General features: G+C 73.4%; 18 protein-coding genes. 10 read left to right on the forward strand and 8 right to left on the reverse strand.

The features are described 5' to 3' along the window. Positions 1-91: 91 nt before the first annotated feature. Complete coding sequence (locus tag ACYVJ0_RS02750) at positions 92-418, reverse strand: hypothetical protein (protein WP_460815838.1); 327 nt, start codon at positions 416-418, stop codon at positions 92-94. Positions 419-605: 187 nt separating this feature from the next. Between ACYVJ0_RS02750 and ACYVJ0_RS02755 the strand changes: the two genes are divergently transcribed. Beyond that, positions 606-866, forward strand: a complete 261-nt coding sequence (locus ACYVJ0_RS02755; protein ID WP_460815839.1) for a type II toxin-antitoxin system prevent-host-death family antitoxin — start codon at positions 606-608, stop codon at positions 864-866. Positions 867-871: 5 nt separating this feature from the next. Next, entirely contained in the window at positions 872-1,303 is a 432-nt protein-coding gene (locus ACYVJ0_RS02760) for a PIN domain-containing protein (protein WP_460815841.1), read from the forward strand. 4 nt (positions 1,304-1,307) lie between these two features. On the opposite strand, the gene ACYVJ0_RS02765 is transcribed toward ACYVJ0_RS02760, so the two are convergent. From ACYVJ0_RS02765 to ACYVJ0_RS02775, 3 genes are read right to left on the reverse strand one after another with little or no spacing between them, the layout of a single operon-like run. After that, a complete protein-coding gene (locus ACYVJ0_RS02765) occupies positions 1,308-1,610 on the reverse strand; it encodes a DUF1905 domain-containing protein (protein ID WP_460815843.1) in 303 nt (100 codons plus the stop codon). Positions 1,611-1,622: 12 nt separating this feature from the next. Next, positions 1,623-2,018 carry a type II toxin-antitoxin system VapC family toxin gene (locus ACYVJ0_RS02770; protein WP_460815845.1) on the reverse strand — a complete coding sequence of 132 codons (396 nt, stop codon included), beginning with the start codon at positions 2,016-2,018 and terminating at the stop codon, positions 1,623-1,625. After that, positions 2,015-2,248 (reverse strand): FitA-like ribbon-helix-helix domain-containing protein, encoded by a 234-nt coding sequence (locus ACYVJ0_RS02775; protein ID WP_460815847.1) that lies wholly within the window; start codon positions 2,246-2,248, stop codon positions 2,015-2,017. Before ACYVJ0_RS02775 ends, ACYVJ0_RS02770 begins: the two co-directional genes overlap by 4 nt. Before the next feature lie 122 nt (positions 2,249-2,370). Here ACYVJ0_RS02775 and ACYVJ0_RS02780 point away from each other — a divergent pair, with 122 nt between their 5' ends. The 5 genes from ACYVJ0_RS02780 (at position 2,371) to ACYVJ0_RS02800 (ending at position 7,996) form a co-directional block, all read left to right on the forward strand. Then, complete coding sequence (locus ACYVJ0_RS02780; protein ID WP_460815848.1) at positions 2,371-3,549, forward strand: exonuclease SbcCD subunit D; 1,179 nt, start codon at positions 2,371-2,373, stop codon at positions 3,547-3,549. After that, positions 3,546-6,533, forward strand: coding sequence for an AAA family ATPase (locus tag ACYVJ0_RS02785; protein ID WP_460815849.1), 2,988 nt, complete (start codon positions 3,546-3,548; stop codon positions 6,531-6,533). Before ACYVJ0_RS02780 ends, ACYVJ0_RS02785 begins: the two co-directional genes overlap by 4 nt. Positions 6,534-6,559: 26 nt before the next feature. After that, positions 6,560-6,739, forward strand: coding sequence for a hypothetical protein (locus ACYVJ0_RS02790; RefSeq protein ID WP_449853515.1), 180 nt, complete (start codon positions 6,560-6,562; stop codon positions 6,737-6,739). A gap of 5 nt (positions 6,740-6,744) precedes the next feature. Further along, complete coding sequence (locus tag ACYVJ0_RS02795; protein WP_460815851.1) at positions 6,745-7,356, forward strand: nucleoside deaminase; 612 nt, start codon at positions 6,745-6,747, stop codon at positions 7,354-7,356. Positions 7,357-7,435: 79 nt separating this feature from the next. Further along, on the forward strand, positions 7,436-7,996 hold the full coding sequence (locus ACYVJ0_RS02800) for a hypothetical protein (RefSeq protein ID WP_460815852.1): 561 nt from the start codon (positions 7,436-7,438) through the stop codon (positions 7,994-7,996). 3 nt (positions 7,997-7,999) lie between these two features. Here the strand turns inward: ACYVJ0_RS02800 and ACYVJ0_RS02805 are convergent, their stop codons facing one another. Both ACYVJ0_RS02805 and ACYVJ0_RS02810 read right to left on the reverse strand, forming a co-directional pair. Further along, on the reverse strand, positions 8,000-9,454 hold the full coding sequence (locus ACYVJ0_RS02805; protein ID WP_460815854.1) for a lipase maturation factor family protein: 1,455 nt from the start codon (positions 9,452-9,454) through the stop codon (positions 8,000-8,002). A gap of 70 nt (positions 9,455-9,524) precedes the next feature. Further along, a complete protein-coding gene (locus ACYVJ0_RS02810) occupies positions 9,525-11,588 on the reverse strand; it encodes an NAD(+) synthase (protein ID WP_460815855.1) in 2,064 nt (687 codons plus the stop codon). 68 nt (positions 11,589-11,656) lie between these two features. On the opposite strand from ACYVJ0_RS02810, the gene ACYVJ0_RS02815 reads away from it, so the two are divergent. Then, positions 11,657-15,175: a TM0106 family RecB-like putative nuclease gene (locus ACYVJ0_RS02815; protein WP_460815857.1), complete on the forward strand. Its 3,519-nt coding sequence runs from the start codon at positions 11,657-11,659 to the stop codon at positions 15,173-15,175. Between the two features lie 9 nt (positions 15,176-15,184). On the opposite strand, the gene upp is transcribed toward ACYVJ0_RS02815, so the two are convergent. Further along, positions 15,185-15,823 carry a uracil phosphoribosyltransferase gene (upp, locus tag ACYVJ0_RS02820; RefSeq protein ID WP_449853504.1) on the reverse strand — a complete coding sequence of 213 codons (639 nt, stop codon included), beginning with the start codon at positions 15,821-15,823 and terminating at the stop codon, positions 15,185-15,187. 145 nt (positions 15,824-15,968) lie between these two features. Here upp and ACYVJ0_RS02825 point away from each other — a divergent pair, with 145 nt between their 5' ends. Then, positions 15,969-17,012: an NAD(P)-dependent alcohol dehydrogenase gene (locus ACYVJ0_RS02825; RefSeq protein WP_449853503.1), complete on the forward strand. Its 1,044-nt coding sequence runs from the start codon at positions 15,969-15,971 to the stop codon at positions 17,010-17,012. Positions 17,013-17,053: 41 nt separating this feature from the next. Next, entirely contained in the window at positions 17,054-17,515 is a 462-nt protein-coding gene (gene tadA / locus ACYVJ0_RS02830; protein WP_460815859.1) for a tRNA adenosine(34) deaminase TadA, read from the forward strand. Between the two features lie 5 nt (positions 17,516-17,520). Here the strand turns inward: tadA and ACYVJ0_RS02835 are convergent, their stop codons facing one another. Continuing rightward, positions 17,521-17,895 (reverse strand): DUF3052 family protein, encoded by a 375-nt coding sequence (locus ACYVJ0_RS02835; protein ID WP_460815860.1) that lies wholly within the window; start codon positions 17,893-17,895, stop codon positions 17,521-17,523. Positions 17,896-17,900: the final 5 nt, after the last annotated feature.

Below are 17,900 nucleotides of genomic sequence, written 5' to 3' on the forward strand. Positions count from 1 at the left end.
CGCTCGGGAGCGGCGAGCGACTGCTTGGAGGCGCACGCGTGCAGCTCTGAGTGCTCAGAGTCGTGGACAGATCGCCCGTCCGGCGCGCCGATCAGTACGAGTAGTTGCGGTAGTAGTGCGCTTTGCCGACGGTCACCGGCACGCCGCCGTGGGTCCAGCCTCTCGCGGTGCGCGTCACCCTGATCTCGCGCGCGTCCTCCTGGCGCATGCTCAGCAGCTCGCTCGGGGTGTACGTGTGGCTCCAGACCGGGAAAGGGCCGTCGAAGTGTGAAGGCTCGTGTCCCGTCGAGGTGTCTACCTCGGTGAGTGGAGTCATCCAGAAGGTGTTGCCCGTCTCGCTTACTCGCGTGATGACGTAGGGGTATCGGTCCTGCGGGTAGTGGGCGGTCGCACCCGTTCCTGGGGTTGGGCTGGTCATCTGATGCCTCCTCGAGTGGCGTCCCGATCTGGGCGACATCCTGCCGTGAGGCACCGACACCCTGTGCGGACGCGGTCTGCACAAGCTGACAGCCTCGGGCCGTTGCCCGGAGCGGAACCGCGCCATAAAATAACTACCTACCTACCTACCTACCTACCTATCTATCTATCCAGGCGCGGAGGTGAACATGTCAAAGGTCACGGCAACGCAGTTCAATCAGCGACCGAGCGAGGTCAAGGCGATGGCCGAGGCGGAGCCCGTGTTCATCACCGAACGCGGCCGCACGACGGCGGTGCTGCTCTCGGCGGCTGACTACGCGAGGCTGTTCGACCCGCGCCGTGGACGCCGCACCCTCCTCGACGTGCTCGGTGCGCGGAGCAGTGGCGATGACGACCTCGAGATCGAGCCGGATCGGTCCCTTGCCGTCATTCCGGATCTTGCGGACTGAACACGATGTTCCTCCTCGACACGAATGTCGTCTCCGAGGCGCGGAGGTCTCCCGAACGGCGTGATCCTCACGTCACCACCTGGCTGAGTGACGTCGACGTACTCGACACCTACCTCTCGGTGATCACCGTGGGGGAGATCCAGCGCGGGATCCTCCAGAAGAAGCGGGCGGACCCGACGAGCGGCAATCGCCTCGAGGCCTGGTTCGAAGACGAGGTGCTTCCGCTCTTCAGCGGCCGAGTGCTGCCGGTGACGTACGAGATCGCGTACCGCGACGCGGAACTGCACGTCCCGAACCCGCGACCGATTCGCGATGGACTCATCGCGGCGACGGCGCTGGTGCACGGCCTGATCGTCGCCACGCGCAACGTGGCCGACTTCGCCCCGACGGGCGTGCAGATCGTGAACCCCTGGGAGCCTCTCGCGAGCGAGGGCTGAGGACTCAGCCCTCCACCCGCAGCTGCACGCGCACGTCGTCGCCCGGGCCGATGCCCTCGGCGGTGCGGACGGACTTCTTGATCGGGAGGACGTAGGTCTTCTGCTCGTTGCTCGGGAAGACGCTCGTCCGCCAGGTCGTGGCGCCCACCGTCACCTCGACGGGCACGCTGCCGAAGCCCGCGCCGGGCATCGCCTGGCCCTCGACGGCGTCAGCGACCTCAAAGGGGAGGCTCACGAACCACCAGCCGCCGGCCTCGGTGCGCGCGGACCACTTCCACAGCGGGGCGGTGAAGGCGTACGTCGGCACAGCTCGATCCTGTCACCGCGGGGTCAGGAACGCGCAACGGGGCCCCGGCGCGCGGCTGAGGCGCAGATCCAGCGTGGCGAGCGGCGCGTCGAGATGTTCGGCGAGCGCCACGTACCACGCGTCGTAGATCGTGACGCTCTGGCGCAGCTCCCACGCCCGCGCCGCGAACGGCTCGAAGCTGAAGAGCTCGACGCGCAGATCGAGCAGGTCGTCGTGTGCGAGCGCCGCGGTCTGTGCGTCGATCCTGCCCGCGAGCTCCGCTCGTCGCAGCACGTTGGCCGCCTCGGCGGGCATCTGGTGCGGCGCGGCCAGGGGGTTGACGGCGAGCAGCGAGAGCGCCCACTCGCCGTCCTCTCCCGATGACAGCAGGGCGGATGCGACCACCCCCGCGTCGATGACGACGGTCACCGGCGGTCCGCGTGGGCGAGGTCGACGATCTCGTCCGAGGCGATGTCCACGGGGTGCTCGCGCTTGCGCTCCCGGATCCGCGCGACGAGCGCTTGCGCATCCGGCTTGCGCGCCAGCTCGATCAGCTCCGTGCGCAGGTACTCCTGCAGCGAGCGGCCGCCGCGTGCGGCGCGCGCCGCGAGCTCGTCGCGCGCCTCCTCCGGGACATCGCGGATCGTGATCGTCGTCATGACGGCAGTCTGGCGCGCATGCAAAACGCATGCAAGGGTGCAATTGCCGACGGCGGCTGGGGATCGGCGCAACCGCGGCGGTGTGCCGCGGGAATGTCGGAGGCCGTCTTTACCGTGGGGGTATGCGGATCCTGCACACCTCTGACTGGCACATCGGGCGGTCGTTCCACGGGAACTCGACCCTCGATGCGCTGCGCGGTGTACTGGGGGCGCTCACGGATCAGGTGCGCGAGCACCGCGTCGACGTCGTCGTGATCGCGGGCGACGTGTTCGACTCGGCGACGCCCGCCGCCGCGTGCTACACGCTGCTGACCGACGCGCTGCGCGGCATCAGCGACGCGGGTGCGCAGATCGTGCTCACGAGCGGCAACCACGACAACGCGGCGCGGCTCGGGTTCATGGCGCCGCTGCTGCGCGACGGGATCCACGTCGTCACCGATCCCGCGGGCGTCGGCACGCCCGTCACGCTGGCCGACGAGCACGGGCCCGTGCGCTTCTACGGCATCCCGTACCTCGAGCCGATCATCGTGCGCGGCATCTGGCCGGGCACCGCCATCCGCACCCAGGAGCAGGCGATCGCGCACGCCATGTCGCTCGTGAACGCGGATCGCGCCGCGCGCGGCGGCCGATCGGTCGTGGCGTCGCACTGCTTCACCGCCGGCGTCGAGGCGAGTCCGGGCGTCGAGCGCGAGATCCGCACCGACCTGCGGCAGGGGTCTCTCGACGTCGTGCCGCTCGCGGCCTTCGACGGGCCCGACTACGTCGCGCTCGGGCACATCCACGGCCGCTCGCGGCTCGCCGAGCACATCCGCTACAGCGGCGCGCCCCTGCACTACAGCTTCAGCGAGGCCGGCAAGCCGCGCGGCTCGTGGCTCGTCGACCTCGACGCCGACGGGCTCGCGGGCGTCGAGTGGCTGGAGCTGCCCGTGCCGCGCCCGCTCGTCACCCTGCGCGGCACGCTCGACGAGCTGCTGTCCGACCCCGCGCACGATGTGCACGCCGACGCCTGGGTGTGCGCGGTCCTCACCGACGCGACGCCGCAGCCCGAGCCGATGCGCCGCCTGCAGCAGCGCTTCCCGCACTGCGCCACCATCCAGCTCGACCCGCAGAACCGCGCGGAGGACGACGGCCTCAGCTACCGCGCCCGCGTCGTGGCCGCGCGCAGCGACGGCGAGCTGATCGACACGTTCCTCACCCACGTGCGCGAGGGCGAGGGCGCCACGGCCGACGAGCACGAGCTGCTCGCCGACGTCATCGCCGCGCGCACCGCGGCCGACCGTGAGGCGACGGTGCCGGCATGAGGATCCACCGCATCGAGATCGAGGGGTTCGGGCCGTTCCGCGCCCGCCAGACCGTGGATCTCGACGCGTATGCCGCGGACGGCATCTTCCTGATCGGCGGACGCACGGGCGCCGGCAAGTCGAGCATCCTCGACGCCGTCTGCTTCGCGCTGTACGGATCGGTGCCGCGGTACGAGGACGGCGACAAGCGCCTGCGCAGCGATCACGCGCGACCGGACGACCCCACCGAGGTCGCGCTCGAGTTCACCACCGGCGGGCGCACCTGGCGCATCGAGCGCTCGCCCGACTACCTGCGGCCGAAGAAGCGCGGCGACGGCAGCACGAAGCAGCCCGCCGAGGCCCGCATGTACGAGCGCGTGGGCGAGGAGTGGATCGGCCGCGCGGCGCGTCCCGTCGATGTCGCGCAGCTGGTGGACGGGGTCATCGGGCTCAACCAGCAGCAGTTCCTGCAGGTGATCCTGCTGGCCCAGGGCCGATTCGCACGCTTCCTGCTGGCGAAGAACGACGAACGGCAGGCCCTGCTGCGCACGCTGTTCGGCACCAAGCGCTTCGAGGACTACGAGCGCGCGCTCGAGGAGCGCCGCAAGGACGCCGTCGCGCGCGTCGAGGGCGAGAGCCAGGCCCTCACGGCGCGGCTGGAGCACGCCGAGGCGACGGCGGGCGACATCCTCGAGCCGCTCGGGGGCGCGCCGGGCCTCGACGAGCGCATCGCCTGGATCGGCAGCGCCGCGCTGCGGGCCCGGCACCTCGCCGAGGAGGCCGACGCCGCCCAGCAGCAGGCGACCGAGCAGCTCGCCGCGGCCGAGGCCGCGCACACCGAGCGCACCGCCCAGCGCGACAAGCAGCGGCGCCGCGACGCCGCCCGCGAGTCCCTCGCCGCGCTCGAGGCGCGTGCCGACGACATCGCCGCGCTGCGCGCCGAGCGCGAGGCCGCCCAGCGCGCCGAGCCCGTGCGCGCCGCGAAGGACGGCGCCGCCCGGGCGCTCACCGCGGTCGAGGCCACCGGCGCGAGGCTCGACGACGCCCGCGCGGAGTGGGACGACGCCCGCGCAGGCCACGAGGCCGGCGCCGACCCCGACGCCCTCGACGAGCTCGTCGCGACGGCGCAGCAGCGCATCGGATCGTGGCGCCCCGTGCGCGACATCGAGGCCCGCCTCGACGCCGACGAGCAGGCGCTGGGCGATCTGCGCGCCCGCGCCGCCGACGCCGCCGAGCGCGCGGGCGCCCTCGCCGAGCGCACGCGCGCGCTGCCCGCCGAGCGCGAGCGGATCCAGGCCGCGCTCGGCCGCGCGGAGGTCGCCGCCGCGACCATCGACGCGCTGCGCCAGGCGGTCGCCGCCCTCGAGACCCGGCTCGCCGCAGCACGCTCGCTCGCGGCGCTTGCCGACGCCCAGCGCGCCGCCTTCGAGGCACTGCAGCAGGTCAAGAGGCGCAAGGACGAGGCCGAGGCGCACCTCGCCGACCTGCAGGCGCGGCGCTTCGCCGGCATGGCGGGGGAGCTGGCCGCCGAGCTCGTCGACGGCGAGCCCTGCGCGGTCTGCGGATCGACCAGCCACCCCGCACCCGCCGCGCGCGGCGACGACCCCGTCACCGTCGACGACATCAAGCGCGCCGACGCCGCCCGCCGCGACGCGACCACCGCATACGAGACGGCCAACGCCGCCCTCGCCGAGGCCGACCGCGCCCACGCCGACGCGCAGAGGGACGCCGCCGGCGGCACGGCCGACGAGCTCGAGGCCGCGCTCGCCGCGAAGCAGCAGGAGCTCTCCGCCGCCGAGGCCGCCGCCGCCGAGAAGGAGCGCCTCGTCGCCGAGCGCGACGCGCTCGAGGCCGAGGCGCAGCGGGCCGACGCCGAGCACGCGGCGATCATCGCCGAGCGCAGCGACCTCGACGCGCGCATCGAGGCGGCCGAGGCCGCGCTCGCGCAGAACCGCGCCGCCGTCGCGGAGGCGCGGGGATCGGCCGAATCCGTGGCCGCCCGCATCGACGCGGAGGAGCGCCTGGTTGCCGCCGCGACCGCCTACGCCGAGGCGCAGCGCGAGTCCGCGCGCGCCGAGAAGGCCGCCGCCGACGCCGCGGCCGCGCTGCAGACCGCGGTCGACGAGGCCGGCTTCCCCGACCCCGCCGAGGCGCTCACCGCGCTGCGCGACGCGGCGCAGCGCGAGGGCCTCGACGCGCGCATCCACGAGCACGACACGGCCCTCGCCGCCACGCGTTCGACCCTGCTCGAGCTCGAGCTCGAGGCGCTGCCCGAGGAGCCCGTCGACACGACCGCGAGCGCCGCTGCGGTGGCCGCCGCCAAGGAGGCGTGGGCAGCCGCCGTGAAGGCGCACACCGCCGCCGCCGAGCGCGCCCGCACCCTGGAGGGCGCCGTCGAGCGCATCGCCGCCGCGCACGCGCAGATCGCCGGCCTCGCGGCCGAGGCCGCCGCGATCCGGCGCCTCGCCGACACCGTCGCGGGCCGCGCGCCGAACGCGAGGCGCATGAAGCTCGAGACCTTCGTCCTCGCCGCCGAGCTCGAAGAGATCGTCGCGGCCGCGAACACCCGGCTCGCCGAGATGTCGGGCGACCGCTACCGCCTCCAGCACAGCGACGCCCTCGCCGCGCGCGGCGCCGCGAGCGGGCTCGGCCTCGAGGTGATGGACCGCTTCACCGGGCGCGCCCGCCCGCCGCACTCGCTCTCGGGCGGCGAGACGTTCCTCGCCTCCCTCGCCCTCGCGCTGGGCCTGGCGGAGGTCGTCACGAGTCGGGCCGGCGGCATCCGCCTCGACACGCTCTTCATCGACGAGGGCTTCGGATCCCTCGACGCCGAGACCCTCGACGTCGCCATGCGCACCCTCGACGAGCTGCGCCAGGGCGGCCGCACGGTCGGCGTCATCAGCCACGTCGAGGCGATGAAGGAGCAGATCCCCGCCCAGCTGCGCGTCGAGCAGACCCCGCACGGCTGGAGCGTGATCCACCAGGACGCGCCCGCCTTCGCGTGATCCGCACCGGGGCCTAGGCTGGAAGCGTGAACAAGAGCACCCTGTGGACCTGGATCGGCGTCATCGTCGCCGTCGTCATCGCGTGGTTCGTCATCGAGCTGCTCTTCTCGCTGATGTGGTTCATCGCCAAGCTCGTGGCCGTCGCCGTCGTGGCGGTCCTCGTCTTCGCCGCGCTGCGCCTCGTCTTCAGCCGCAGCGAAGAGTGAGCTCCGTGGACACGTCGCCGCTCGCCGAGAGCTTCACCATCGCGCTGCCCGCCTGGGTGCGCGACGAGCTCGCCGCCCTGCCCGGCGAGATCCCCGCCGTCGAGGACCGCATGGCCCTCGCCCACCGCCTGGCCGACCGCAACTGGCGCGAGGGCAGCGGCGGGCCGTTCGCCGCTATCGTGTCGGAGCGCGCAACCGGCCGGATCGTGTCGGTCGGCGTCAACGCCGTGCTCGGCAGTGGCGTCTCGTCCGCGCACGCCGAGGTCGTCGCGCTCGGCCTCGCGCAGGCGCACCTGGGCGCGTGGGATCTCGGCGGCGAGGGCCTGCCCGAGCACGAGATCGTCGTGAACGCACGGCCGTGCGTGCAGTGCTACGGCGCCGTGCTGTGGTCGGGCGTGCGCTCGCTCGTCATCGGCGTCGACGGCCCCGAGGTCGAGCAGATCACGACCTTCGACGAGGGCCCCATGGTCGCCGACTGGGCCGAGCAGTTCGAGGCGCGCGGCATCCGCGTGGCCCAGGGCGTGCTGCACGACGAGGGCGTCGCCGTGCTGCGCGCCTACCGAGCGGGGGTCGACGCCGGCGACGTCACGGTCTACAACGCCCGCTCCGGCGCGTAGGCCCGAGGTCGCCCCGATCGGTAGCGGGCGAGCCACCCGGGTCTTGCCAAGCGCCCGGAGGATCGCCATACAGTGGGGCATGGAGAACACGACAGGAACCATCGTGGCCGTCGTCGGATCCGCCTCCGATGAGGCCCTCGCGAACCTCGACGGGATCGACGGCGTCGAGACGCTCTCGCTGCGCGACACCGAGCCCGCCCTCGCCGCCCGCCGCATCACCGCCACCAGCCGCCCGTGGATCGTGCACGACGCCGATCCGCTCGAGCACGTCGCCGCCGCCTGGGTGGAGCTGTTCGAGGAGCGCGCCACGCTCGGCGCGCTCGAGGTCGAGGTCGAGCAGGCCCTCGCCCACTTCGAGCGCGGCGCGCTCATGCCCGACTACTACATCGTGCTCGAGCCCGAGGCGGCACCCGACACGTGGCGGCACTGGTGGTGCGGCGCGCTCGGGCACCGCGCCCCGCGTCGCATCCTGCCCGCGTCCGGCTCCGAGAACCCGCGCGAGGCCGACATCCGGCACCTGCTGCGCGCCCTGCCGTCGTCGCGGCCGTGGCCGAAGCCGTCGAGCTGGCTGCCGGGCCTCGCCATGGAGATCCCCGATCGCGTGGGCCTGCGCGACCGCGTGGAGGCCGACCGGGACTGACGCTCACGCGAGGTCGGCGAGCGCCATCGGCCGCACCATGCGGTACTGCTCCTCGCGCACCCACCGCGCGCCCGTGCGGCGGTGCTCCTCGCGCGTGGCGAACCGGTAGCGGTACATCGTGGCGCGGATCCAGCGCGGCCGGCGGCCCTCGAACGGATCGCGGCGCAGCAGGCGCAGCGTCGCGCGATCGGCCTCGAGCAGCCGCACGAGGAACACCTCGAACCACTCCTCCACGCGGCCGAGGGCGAGGAACCACATCAGCCAGTCCAGCCGCAGGTGGTACGGCGCCACCTGCGGCGGGATGCGCCGCACATCACCCGGCTTGCCCTTGAACGCGTACTCCACCCAGCGGGCCGTGTGCGGATCGTCGTCCTCGGTCGCCTCGACGACCACCTCGTCGCGCACGCGCGTGACCGTGCCGAACGCGCCGTACGTGTTGCCGAGGTTCCACCGGTTGAAGCTCGCGTTCATCAGCTGCCCGCGCGAGGCGAGGTTGCGCGCGGCCGGCCAGCTGAGCGCGGCGTAGCCGACCGCGACGACGCTCGTCACGACGATCCACCACGGCGGGATCTCCGCCGACGGCGACGGCGCCCACGGCACCGCGATCGCCGAGGCGGCCAGCACGATCGCCGACCAGTTCAGCCACGCGAAGTTGCCCGTCGCCACGAGCCACAGCTGGGTCAGGATCATCACGGCCGCCGCCGCCGCGCCGATCGCCTGCGGGATCGCGTCGGGCACGAGCAGCCCGAGTGCGGGGGCGAACAGCAGCCACGGCGCCGGCAGCTGCGCGATGTGGTTGCCGATCACCTCGAACCGGTGGAACCACCGCGGCAGCAGGTGCGCCTGCCTGCTGAGCGGCCCGGGCATCGGCTGCGTCTCGTGGTGGTACGTCATGGCCGTGAGGTCGCGCCACTCGCGGCCGCCGCGGATCTTGATCATGCCGGCGCCGAACTCCAGCCGGAACGCCAGCCACCAGAACATCACGAGGATCGCGGTGGCCGGCGGCTGGCCGTTCGAGCCGAGGAACGCGGCGAGGAAGCCCATCTCGAGCAGCAGCATCTCCCACCCGAAGGCGTAGAACGTCTGCCCGATCGAGACGATCGACATGTAGCCGAACCAGATCGCGAGGAAGCAGAGCATCGGCAGCCACGGCGGCCCGAGCTGCGGCAGGCCCGCCACGAGCAGCGCCGAGACGACGATCCCCGCCACGCAGAGCGCGACGAGCCGGCGATCCGTGTACCGGATCCATCGGAACAGCGTCGGCCGCAGCATCCGCCCGGCGCGGTCGGACGAGCGCGCCCAGGCCAGCAGCTCGGGTGCGGGCAGCAGCCCGCGCTCGCCGAGCAGGGGCCGGAACTGGTTCAGGCTCGAGAGGAAGGCGATGAGGTACAGCGCCGCGACGCCGCGCTGCAGCACCTGCCGCGCGAGCTCGAAGTCGACCGCCGCGAAGCCGTCCATGCGTCACACGATAGGCGGCGCGGGCCGGTCACTCCACGGCGCGCGACCGTCACTCCACGGCGTGCGGACGTCATTCCACGAGGTCGGGGAGCGCCCGCTTCAGCTCCGCGAGCCACGCGCGGGCGTTGCCGTCCGACGGGGCGCGCCAGTCGCCGCGCGGCGAGAGCGAGCCGGTGGGCGAGACCTTGGGGCCGTTCGGGATCGCCGACCGCTTGAACTGCGCGAAGCCGAAGAAGCGCTTCAGGAACACCTGCAGCCACTTCGCGATCGTCGGCAGGTCGTAGCCGAAGCGATCCTCCTCCGGGAAGCCCGGGGGCCACGCGCCGGACTGCGGATCGGCCCACGCATGCTGGGCGAGGAAGGCGATCTTCGACGGCCGCATGCCGTACCGCAGGATGTGGTGCAGCGCGAAGTCGTGCAGCGCGTAGGGGCCGATGGTCGACTCGGTCGACTGCACCGCGCCGTCCTGGCCGGCGGGGACGAGCTCGGGGCTGATCTCCGTGTCGAGCACGGCCTGCAGCACGGTCGCCTCCTCGGTCGTCACGCCCTGCTCGTCGCCGTGCGCGATCACCCAGCGGATGAGGTGCTGGATGAGCGTCTTCGGCACGCCCGAGTTCACGCCGTAGTGGCTCATCTGGTCGCCCACGCCGTAGGTCGACCAGCCGAGCGCGATCTCCGAGAGGTCACCCGTGCCCACGACCATGCCGCCGTGGTGGTTGGCGAGGCGGAACAGGTAGTCGGTGCGCAGGCCCGCCTGCACGTTCTCGAAGGTCACGTCGTACACCGGCTCGCCCGCGCCGAACGGGTGGCCCATCTGCCGCAGCATCTCGGTGGCGGCGGGCCGGATGTCGATCGTCTCGATCGTCGCGCCCACCGACTCGGCCAGCGCGATCGCGTTGGACTTCGTGTGCTCGCTCGTCGCGAAGCCCGGCATCGTGTACGCGAGGATGTCGCTGCGCGGGCGGCCCATCCGATCCATCGCCCGCGCGATGACGAGCAGCGCGTGTGTGGAGTCGAGCCCGCCGCTCACGCCGATCACGGGCTTCGGGTCGCCGATCGAGCGCATGCGCTGCACGAGGCCCGAAACCTGGATATGGAAGGCCTCGTAGCAGTCCTGCGCGAGGCGGTCCGGGTCGTCCGGCACGAACGGGAAGCGGTCGAGCGTGCGCCGCAGGCCCACGTCGCCGGTCGGCGGATCGAGGCGGAAGCGCACGGTGCGGAACGCCATGCGGTCGGCGAAGGCGCGGCGGTTGTCGTCGAACGTGCCCTGGCGGATGCGGTCCTGGCGCAGGCGGTCGAGGTCGACGTCCGCCACGGCGTGGCGCGGACCGTCGGGGAAGCGCTCCGTCTCGGCCAGCAGCGTGCCGGCCTCGTAGATCATCGTCTGCCCGTCCCACGAGACGTCGTTCGTCGACTCGCCCATGCCGGCGGCGGCATACGCATAGGCGGACAGGTGCCGCGACGAGGCGGACTGCGCGAGCAGCCTCCGGTCGTCCGCGCGGGCGATCGTGATAGGGCTGCCCGAGAGGTTCAGCTGCACGGTCGCGCCGGCCAGCGCCGCGAGCGCCGACGGCGGGATCGGCACCCAGAAGTCCTCGCACACCTCGGCGTGGACGACGAGGCCCGGCACGTCCTCGGCCTCGAAGAGCAGGTCGGGGCCGAAGGGCACGGCCGCTCCGCCCAGCTCGATCTCGCCGCGCGCGTCGTCGCCCGGCGCGTACCAGCGGCGCTCGTAGAACTCGCGGTACGTGGGCAGATAGGACTTCGGCGCGACGCCGAGCACCGCGCCGCGGTGGATGACGACGGCGCAGTTGTAGAGGCGATTGCCGCGCGCGAGCGGCGCGCCGACGACGAGCATCGGCATCAGGTCGGCCGAGGCCGCCGCGATCCGCTCGATCGCCTCGCGGACGGCATCGAGCAGCGCGTCCTGCATCACGAGGTCGTCGATCGCGTAGCCCGACAGGCACAGCTCGGGGAACACGGCCACGGCGACGGCCTCGTCGTGCAGCTCGCGCGCGCTCGCGAGCACGGCCTCGGCGTTGGCGGCGGGATCGGCGATGGCGAGCGGGATCGTGCACGCCGCCACCCGCGCGAAGCCGTGCCCGTACGCGCTTTCGAATGCGAAGTCGCTCACGGGTTCAGTCTGTCACGGGAGGGCCGCCGCGGTCCGGCGATGTCGGACCCCGCGGATAGCCTCGAGGGGTGAGATACATCCCGTCCGAGCAGCGCGTCGTGTGGAGCGCGAGCGACCTCAAGGCCGCCGCTGAGTGCGAGTTCGCGTGGCTGCGCGCGCTCGACGCCCGGCTCGGTCGCGTGCCGGAGGTCGAGGAGCCCGAGGACGAGATGCTCGAGCGGGCCGCCCGCCTCGGCGACGCGCACGAGGAGCGCGTGCTGGCCCGGTACCGCGAGCGGTTCGGCGGCGCGGTCGTCGAGATCGAGCGGCAGCGCTCGAGCGACGAGGCCGGCATGGCGCGCGCCGTCGAGGAGACGATGGCGGCGCTGACGGCGCCGCACGCGCGCGTCGTGTTCCAGGCCGCGTTCTCGGCAGCGGAGTTCGTCGGGTTCGCCGACTTCCTGCTGCGCGAGCCCGACGGATCCTGGCGCGTGCAGGACTCCAAGCTTGCGCGCCGGGCCAAGGTGACGGCGCTCATGCAGCTGGCGGCGTACGTCGACCAGCTCGACCGGCTCGGCATCCCGCACTCCGACGAGGTCGACCTGCTGCTGGGCGACGGATCGACGAGCACCCACCGGGTCGACGACCTGCTGCCGCTGTTCCGCGTGCGCCGCCGACGGATCCGCGACCTCATCGCCGACCGCCGGCTCGAGCTCGGCGCGGCGGGCGAGCCCCTCGCGTGGGGCGACCCGCGTGGCGAGCTCGGCGTCGTGGCGTGCGGGCGGTGCGCCACGTGCGAGCAGGAGGTGATCGCGCAGCGCGACGTGCTGCTCGTGGCCGGCATGCGGCCCGTGCAGCGCGAGCGGCTGCGCGCCGCGGGCATCGCCACGGTCGACGAGCTGGCCGCCGCGCCCGAGGCCCCGCGCGGCATGAACCCCGACGTGTTCGCGGGGCTGCGCACGCAGGCGCGCCTGCAGCTCGCGAGCCCGGCCGGCGTGCCCGCGCCCGACGCCCCGGTCGAGGAGCACCCCGTCCCGTCGTACGAGGTCGTGATGCCGGAGGCACTCGCGACCATGCCGCGACCGGACGAGGGCGACATCTTCTTCGACTTCGAGGGCGACCCGCTCTACAGCGAGGGCGACGGCGACGGTCACGAGGAGTGGGGCATCGACTACCTCTTCGGCTGGGTCGACATGCAGGAGCGCTACACGCCGCTGTGGGCGCACGACCTGGCGGCCGAGCGCGAGGCGCTCGAGCGGTTCTGCGACTTCGTCGCCGCGCGCCGGGCCGCGCACCCCGGCATGCACATCTACCACTACGCGCTCTACGAGCCCACGCACCTGGCCGCCATGGCGGCCCGGCATGGCGTGCGCGAGGCCGACGTCGACCGCATGCTGCGCGACGAGCTGTTCGTCGACCTCTACCCGATCGTCCGGCGCGCCGTGCGGGTGGGCTCGCGGTCGTACTCCATCAAGAAGCTCGAGCCGCTCTACATGGGCGACGAGGTGCGCACGCAGGACGTGCAGCAGGGCGGCGACTCGATCCTGCGCTACGTCGAGGCGCGCGAGCTCCTGGCCGCCGGGCGCGCGGACGAGGCTCGGGCGATCCTCGACGACCTCGCCGCGTACAACGCCTACGACTGCGTCTCGACGCGGCGCCTGCGCGACTGGCTCGTCGACCGCGCCCGCGAGACCGGCGTGCGGCCGGCGCCGCCCGACCACAACGAGGCGATCACGTACGAGCCGTCGCCGCTGGCCGAGGCGCTGCGGCTGCGCGCCGACGCGGCCGAACCGGACGGCGCGGATGCGGCGGCCCTGCGCCTGGGCGCCGCGGCGATCGACTACTACCCGCGCGAGGCGAAGAGCTACTGGCAGGGGCACTTCCAGCGCCTGCGTGAGCCGCTGTCACTGTGGGCCGACACGCGCGACGTCGTCGCGGTCGACGCATCGCGCAGCCGCATGGTCGAGGACTGGCACGTGCCGCAGGAGGGGCGCCGCGCCGAGCGCCGCGTCGTGGCGCTGCGCGGCGACGTCGCGCCCGGCACGCGCATCCGCGAGGGCGCGGAGCCGTTCGTGCTCTACGCCCGGCCGGCGCCGTTCGCCGCCGAGGTGTCGTCGCGGTGGATCCACGTGCCGCGCGGCGTGCGCGTGATCGAGGAGCTCGACGACGGCATCGTGGTCGAGGAGACCGCGATCGGCGGCATGACCTGGAGCGAGCTGCCCGTGGCCGTCGCGCCGGCCCCGCCGCCGCGCGCCGGCAACCAGCAGAAGGCGATCGAGGCCTGGGCCGAGTCGGTCCTGTCGGCCGCGGAGTCGGGTGGCTTCCCCGCCGACGCCGCCACCGACCTGCTGCGCCGCGTCCCGCCGCGCGTGCCCGGCGGGCTCGCGCCCAGCGCGGGCGACGACGTCGCGGCGATCACCGCCTCGCTGCTCGCCCTCGAGCGCGGCTACCTGGCCGTGCAGGGCCCGCCGGGCACGGGCAAGACGTACGTCGGCTCGCACGTGATCGCGCGTCTCGTGGCCGAGCACGGCTTCAAGGTCGGCGTGGTCGCGCAGTCGCACGCGGTCGTCGAGCACATGCTCGACCGCGTGATCGCCGCGGGCCTGGCGCCCGCGCGCGTCGCCAAGGCGCCGAAGGACGGCGGCGCGGAGGCGGCGTTCACCGTCATCCCGAAGAACGGCGTCGCCGCGTTCGCCGCCGAGCACCCGGACGGCTACGTCATCGGCGGCACCGCGTGGGACTTCGCGCACGAGCAGCGCGTGCCGCGCGGCAGCCTCGACCTGCTCGTGATCGACGAGGCCGGGCAGTTCTCGCTCGCCTCGACGATCGCCGTCTCGCTGGCCGCGCACCGCCTGCTGCTGCTCGGCGATCCGCAGCAGCTGCCGCAGGTGAGCCAGGGCACGCACCCGGAGCCCGTCGACACGTCGGCGCTCGGCTGGGTGATGGCCGGCGAGCAGGTGATCCCGTCGACGCACGGCTACTTCCTGGCCCGCTCGGTGCGGATGCACCCCGCCGTCGCCCGGGTCGTGTCCGACCTGTCGTACGCCGGCCGCCTCGCCTCGCGCGCCGGCGCCGAGCTGCGGGCCGTCGAGGGCCTCGAGCCGGGCCTGCACGTCGTGCCCGTGCGTCACCACGGCAACGCCACGGAGTCGCCGGAGGAGGCGGCGGAAGTCGTGCGGATCGCGCGCGGGCTCATCGGCCGCTCGTTCACCGACATCCGGATCGAGGACGACGGCACCGCGACGCCGTGCGATGCCCGCCCGCTCGCGCCCGCCGACGTCATCGTCGTCGCGCCCTACAACGCCCAGGTGCTGTGCGTCGAGCGCGCGCTGGCCGAGGCCGGCCTCGGCGCCGTGCGGGTCGGCACCGTCGACCGGTTCCAGGGACAGGAGGCGGCCGTTTCGATCGTGACGCTCGCGGCCTCCTCGGGCCGCGACGCCCCGCGCGGCAGCGACTTCCTGCTGCTGCAGAACCGCCTCAACGTGGCGGTCTCGCGCGCGATGGTCGCGTCGTACCTCGTGCACTCGCCCGCGCTGCTCGACGATCTGCCGCACACGGCGGACGGCGTCGCGCGGATGAGCGCGTTCGCCCGCCTGGTCGGCGCGTAGAGCCGGGGCTCAGTAGCCGGCGGAGCCGTACAGGCGGTCGCCCGCGTCGCCCAGGCCCGGCACGATGTAGCCGCGCTCGTCGAGCTTCTCGTCGAGGGCGCCGAGCACGAGCGTGACGTCCTTGCCGTCGACCTGGCGCTCGATCGCGGCCACGCCCTCGGGCGCGCCGAGCAGGCAGATCGCGGTGACGTCCTGCGCCCCGCGGTCGAAGAGGAAGTCGATCGCCGCGCCCAGCGATCCGCCGGTCGCGAGCATCGGGTCGAGCACGAAGCACTGGCGGTCGCTAAGGTCGTCGGGCAGACGCTCGGCATACGTCGTGGGCTCGAGGGTCTCGTGGTCGCGCACCATGCCGAGGAAGCCGACCTCGGCCGTCGGCACGAGCTTGACCATGCCGTCGAGCATGCCGAGGCCCGCGCGCAGGATCGGCACGACGAGCGGCTTCGGCTCGCTGATCTCCACGCCCATCGTCGTCGTCACCGGGGTCTGGATCTCGCGCGGCGAGACGCGCACGTTGCGGGTCGCCTCGTAGGCCAGCAGCGTCACGAGCTCCTCGGTGAGCTGGCGGAACACGGGGGAGGGCGTCTTCTCGTTGCGGAGGACGGTCAGCTTGTGGGTGATGAGCGGGTGGTCCGCAACGTGCAGGCGCATAAGACCAAGGTAGTCGCGGCGCCTGGACCCAGCCAGTCGGGCGGCCGCCGAGGCGCGCCCGGCGCGGCGGGCTTCCCCCGGGGCCCGCGCACGCGAGAGAGTGGGGGTGGAGGACGCCGCCCGGCGCCCCGGAGAGGAGCTCATCATGAAGGCACTGCAGTACGTCGAGGTCGGCAAGCCGCCGGTGGTCGTCGAGGTCCCGACTCCCGAGCCCGGTCCCGGGCAGGTGCGCCTCAAGGTCACCGCCGCCGGTGCGTGCCACTCCGACTCGTTCGTGATGGGGCTGAGCGAGGAGGAGTACGCCCAGTTCGGCTACCCGCTGCCCATGACGCTCGGTCACGAGGGCGTCGGCGTCGTCGACAAGCTCGGCGAGGGCGTGGCGAGCGTGGCCGTGGGCGATGCCGTCGCGGTGTACGGGCCGTGGGGCTGCGGCACCTGCTACCCCTGCTCGCAGGGCAAGGAGAACTACTGCGAGCGCGCGGCGGAGCTCGGGATCACGCCTCCCGGGCTGGGCCACGACGGATCGATGGCCGAGTACATGATCATCGACGATCCGCGCCACCTCGTGCCGCTGGGCGACCTCGATCCCGTCGAGAACGTGGCGCTCACCGACGCGGGCCTCACGCCGTACCACGCGATCAAGGGCTCGCTCGGCAAGCTCGGTCCCGGCAGCACGGCCGTGGTCATCGGCACCGGCGGCCTCGGCCACGTGGCCATCCAGATCCTGCGCGCCCTCACTCCCGCCACGGTCATCGCCCTCGACGTGAACGACGAGAAGCTCGCGCTCGCGAAGGACGTCGGCGCGCACCACGCGTTCCTGTCGAACGACGACGCGCCCGCCGCGATCGAGAAGGCCACGGGGCGCCGCACCGTCACGGCGATCTTCGACTTCGTCGCGATCCAGCCGACCGTCGACCTCGGCGGCGCGCTCTCGGGCATCGAGACCGATCAGGTGCTCGTGGGCGTCGGCGCGACGAAGGCCGACGTGGGCATGCTCGCCAAGCCGTACGACTCGAGCATCCGCTCGCCGTACTGGGGCTCGCGCTCCGAGCTCATCGAGGTGCTGAACCTGGCCCGCGCGGGCCTCGTCCACGTCGAGACGGAGCGCTTCTCGCTCGACGACGCGCCGGAGGCGTACGACCGCCTGCACGAGGGCACGCTCCGCGGCCGCGCGGTCATCACGCCCTGACGCGGGCCTGGCCCGCGCCGGTCGCCGCGTACGCTCGAGGCATGACGCCCGATCCCGCCGACGCCGCGGCGATGGCGCGCGCGCTCGCGCTCGCCGCCGAGGCGGCGGCCGCCGGCGAGATCCCCGTCGGGGCCGTCGTCCTCGATGTCGACGGCAGCGTGATCGGCGAGGGGCGCAACCGGCGCGAGGAGCACCACGACCCGTCCGCGCACGCCGAGGTCGTCGCGCTGCGGCAGGCGGCCGAGCACGTCGGATCGTGGAACCTCGAGGGCCGCACGCTCGTCGTCACCCTCGAGCCGTGCCTCATGTGCGCCGGCGCGGTGCTGCAGGCGCGGATCGGCCGACTCGTGTTCGGCGCGTGGGACGACAAGGCGGGCGCGGCCGGATCGATGTACGACGTCGTGCGCGACCGCCGCCTGCCCTACCGCGCCGAGGTCGTCGGCGGCGTGCGCGAGGAGGAGTCGCAGAAGCTGCTGCGCGCCTTCTTCGAGGCCCGCCGCTGATCCGATCAGACCCGCTTCGCGCGGACGCTGGACCACTCGTCGTCGAGGGCGATGTTGCCGTTGAGCGTCCATCCGAACTCGCGCACGCGCGCCCAGATGCTGTCGCGGTTGATGTCGGTGCGATTGCCCTTCGGGTAGCCGATCCACACCGCCCGCGCCGACGCGAGCACCGGCATCACGTCGGCGAGCAGCCGGTCGAGCTCCGCGCGATCCGCCGCGAACAGGACGGCGACGCCGTCGGTGTCGCGCTCGATCCCGTCGACCACGGTGACGCCCTCGGGCAGGGGATCGAGCAGCGCGCGCTGCTCGGCGGTGGCGGGGCCGAACAGCAGCTCGGTGCCCGGCTTGATCTGCAGCTTCTCCGCGACGGTCCTCGACATGACGG

Source organism: Microbacterium petrolearium, from assembly GCF_054782875.1.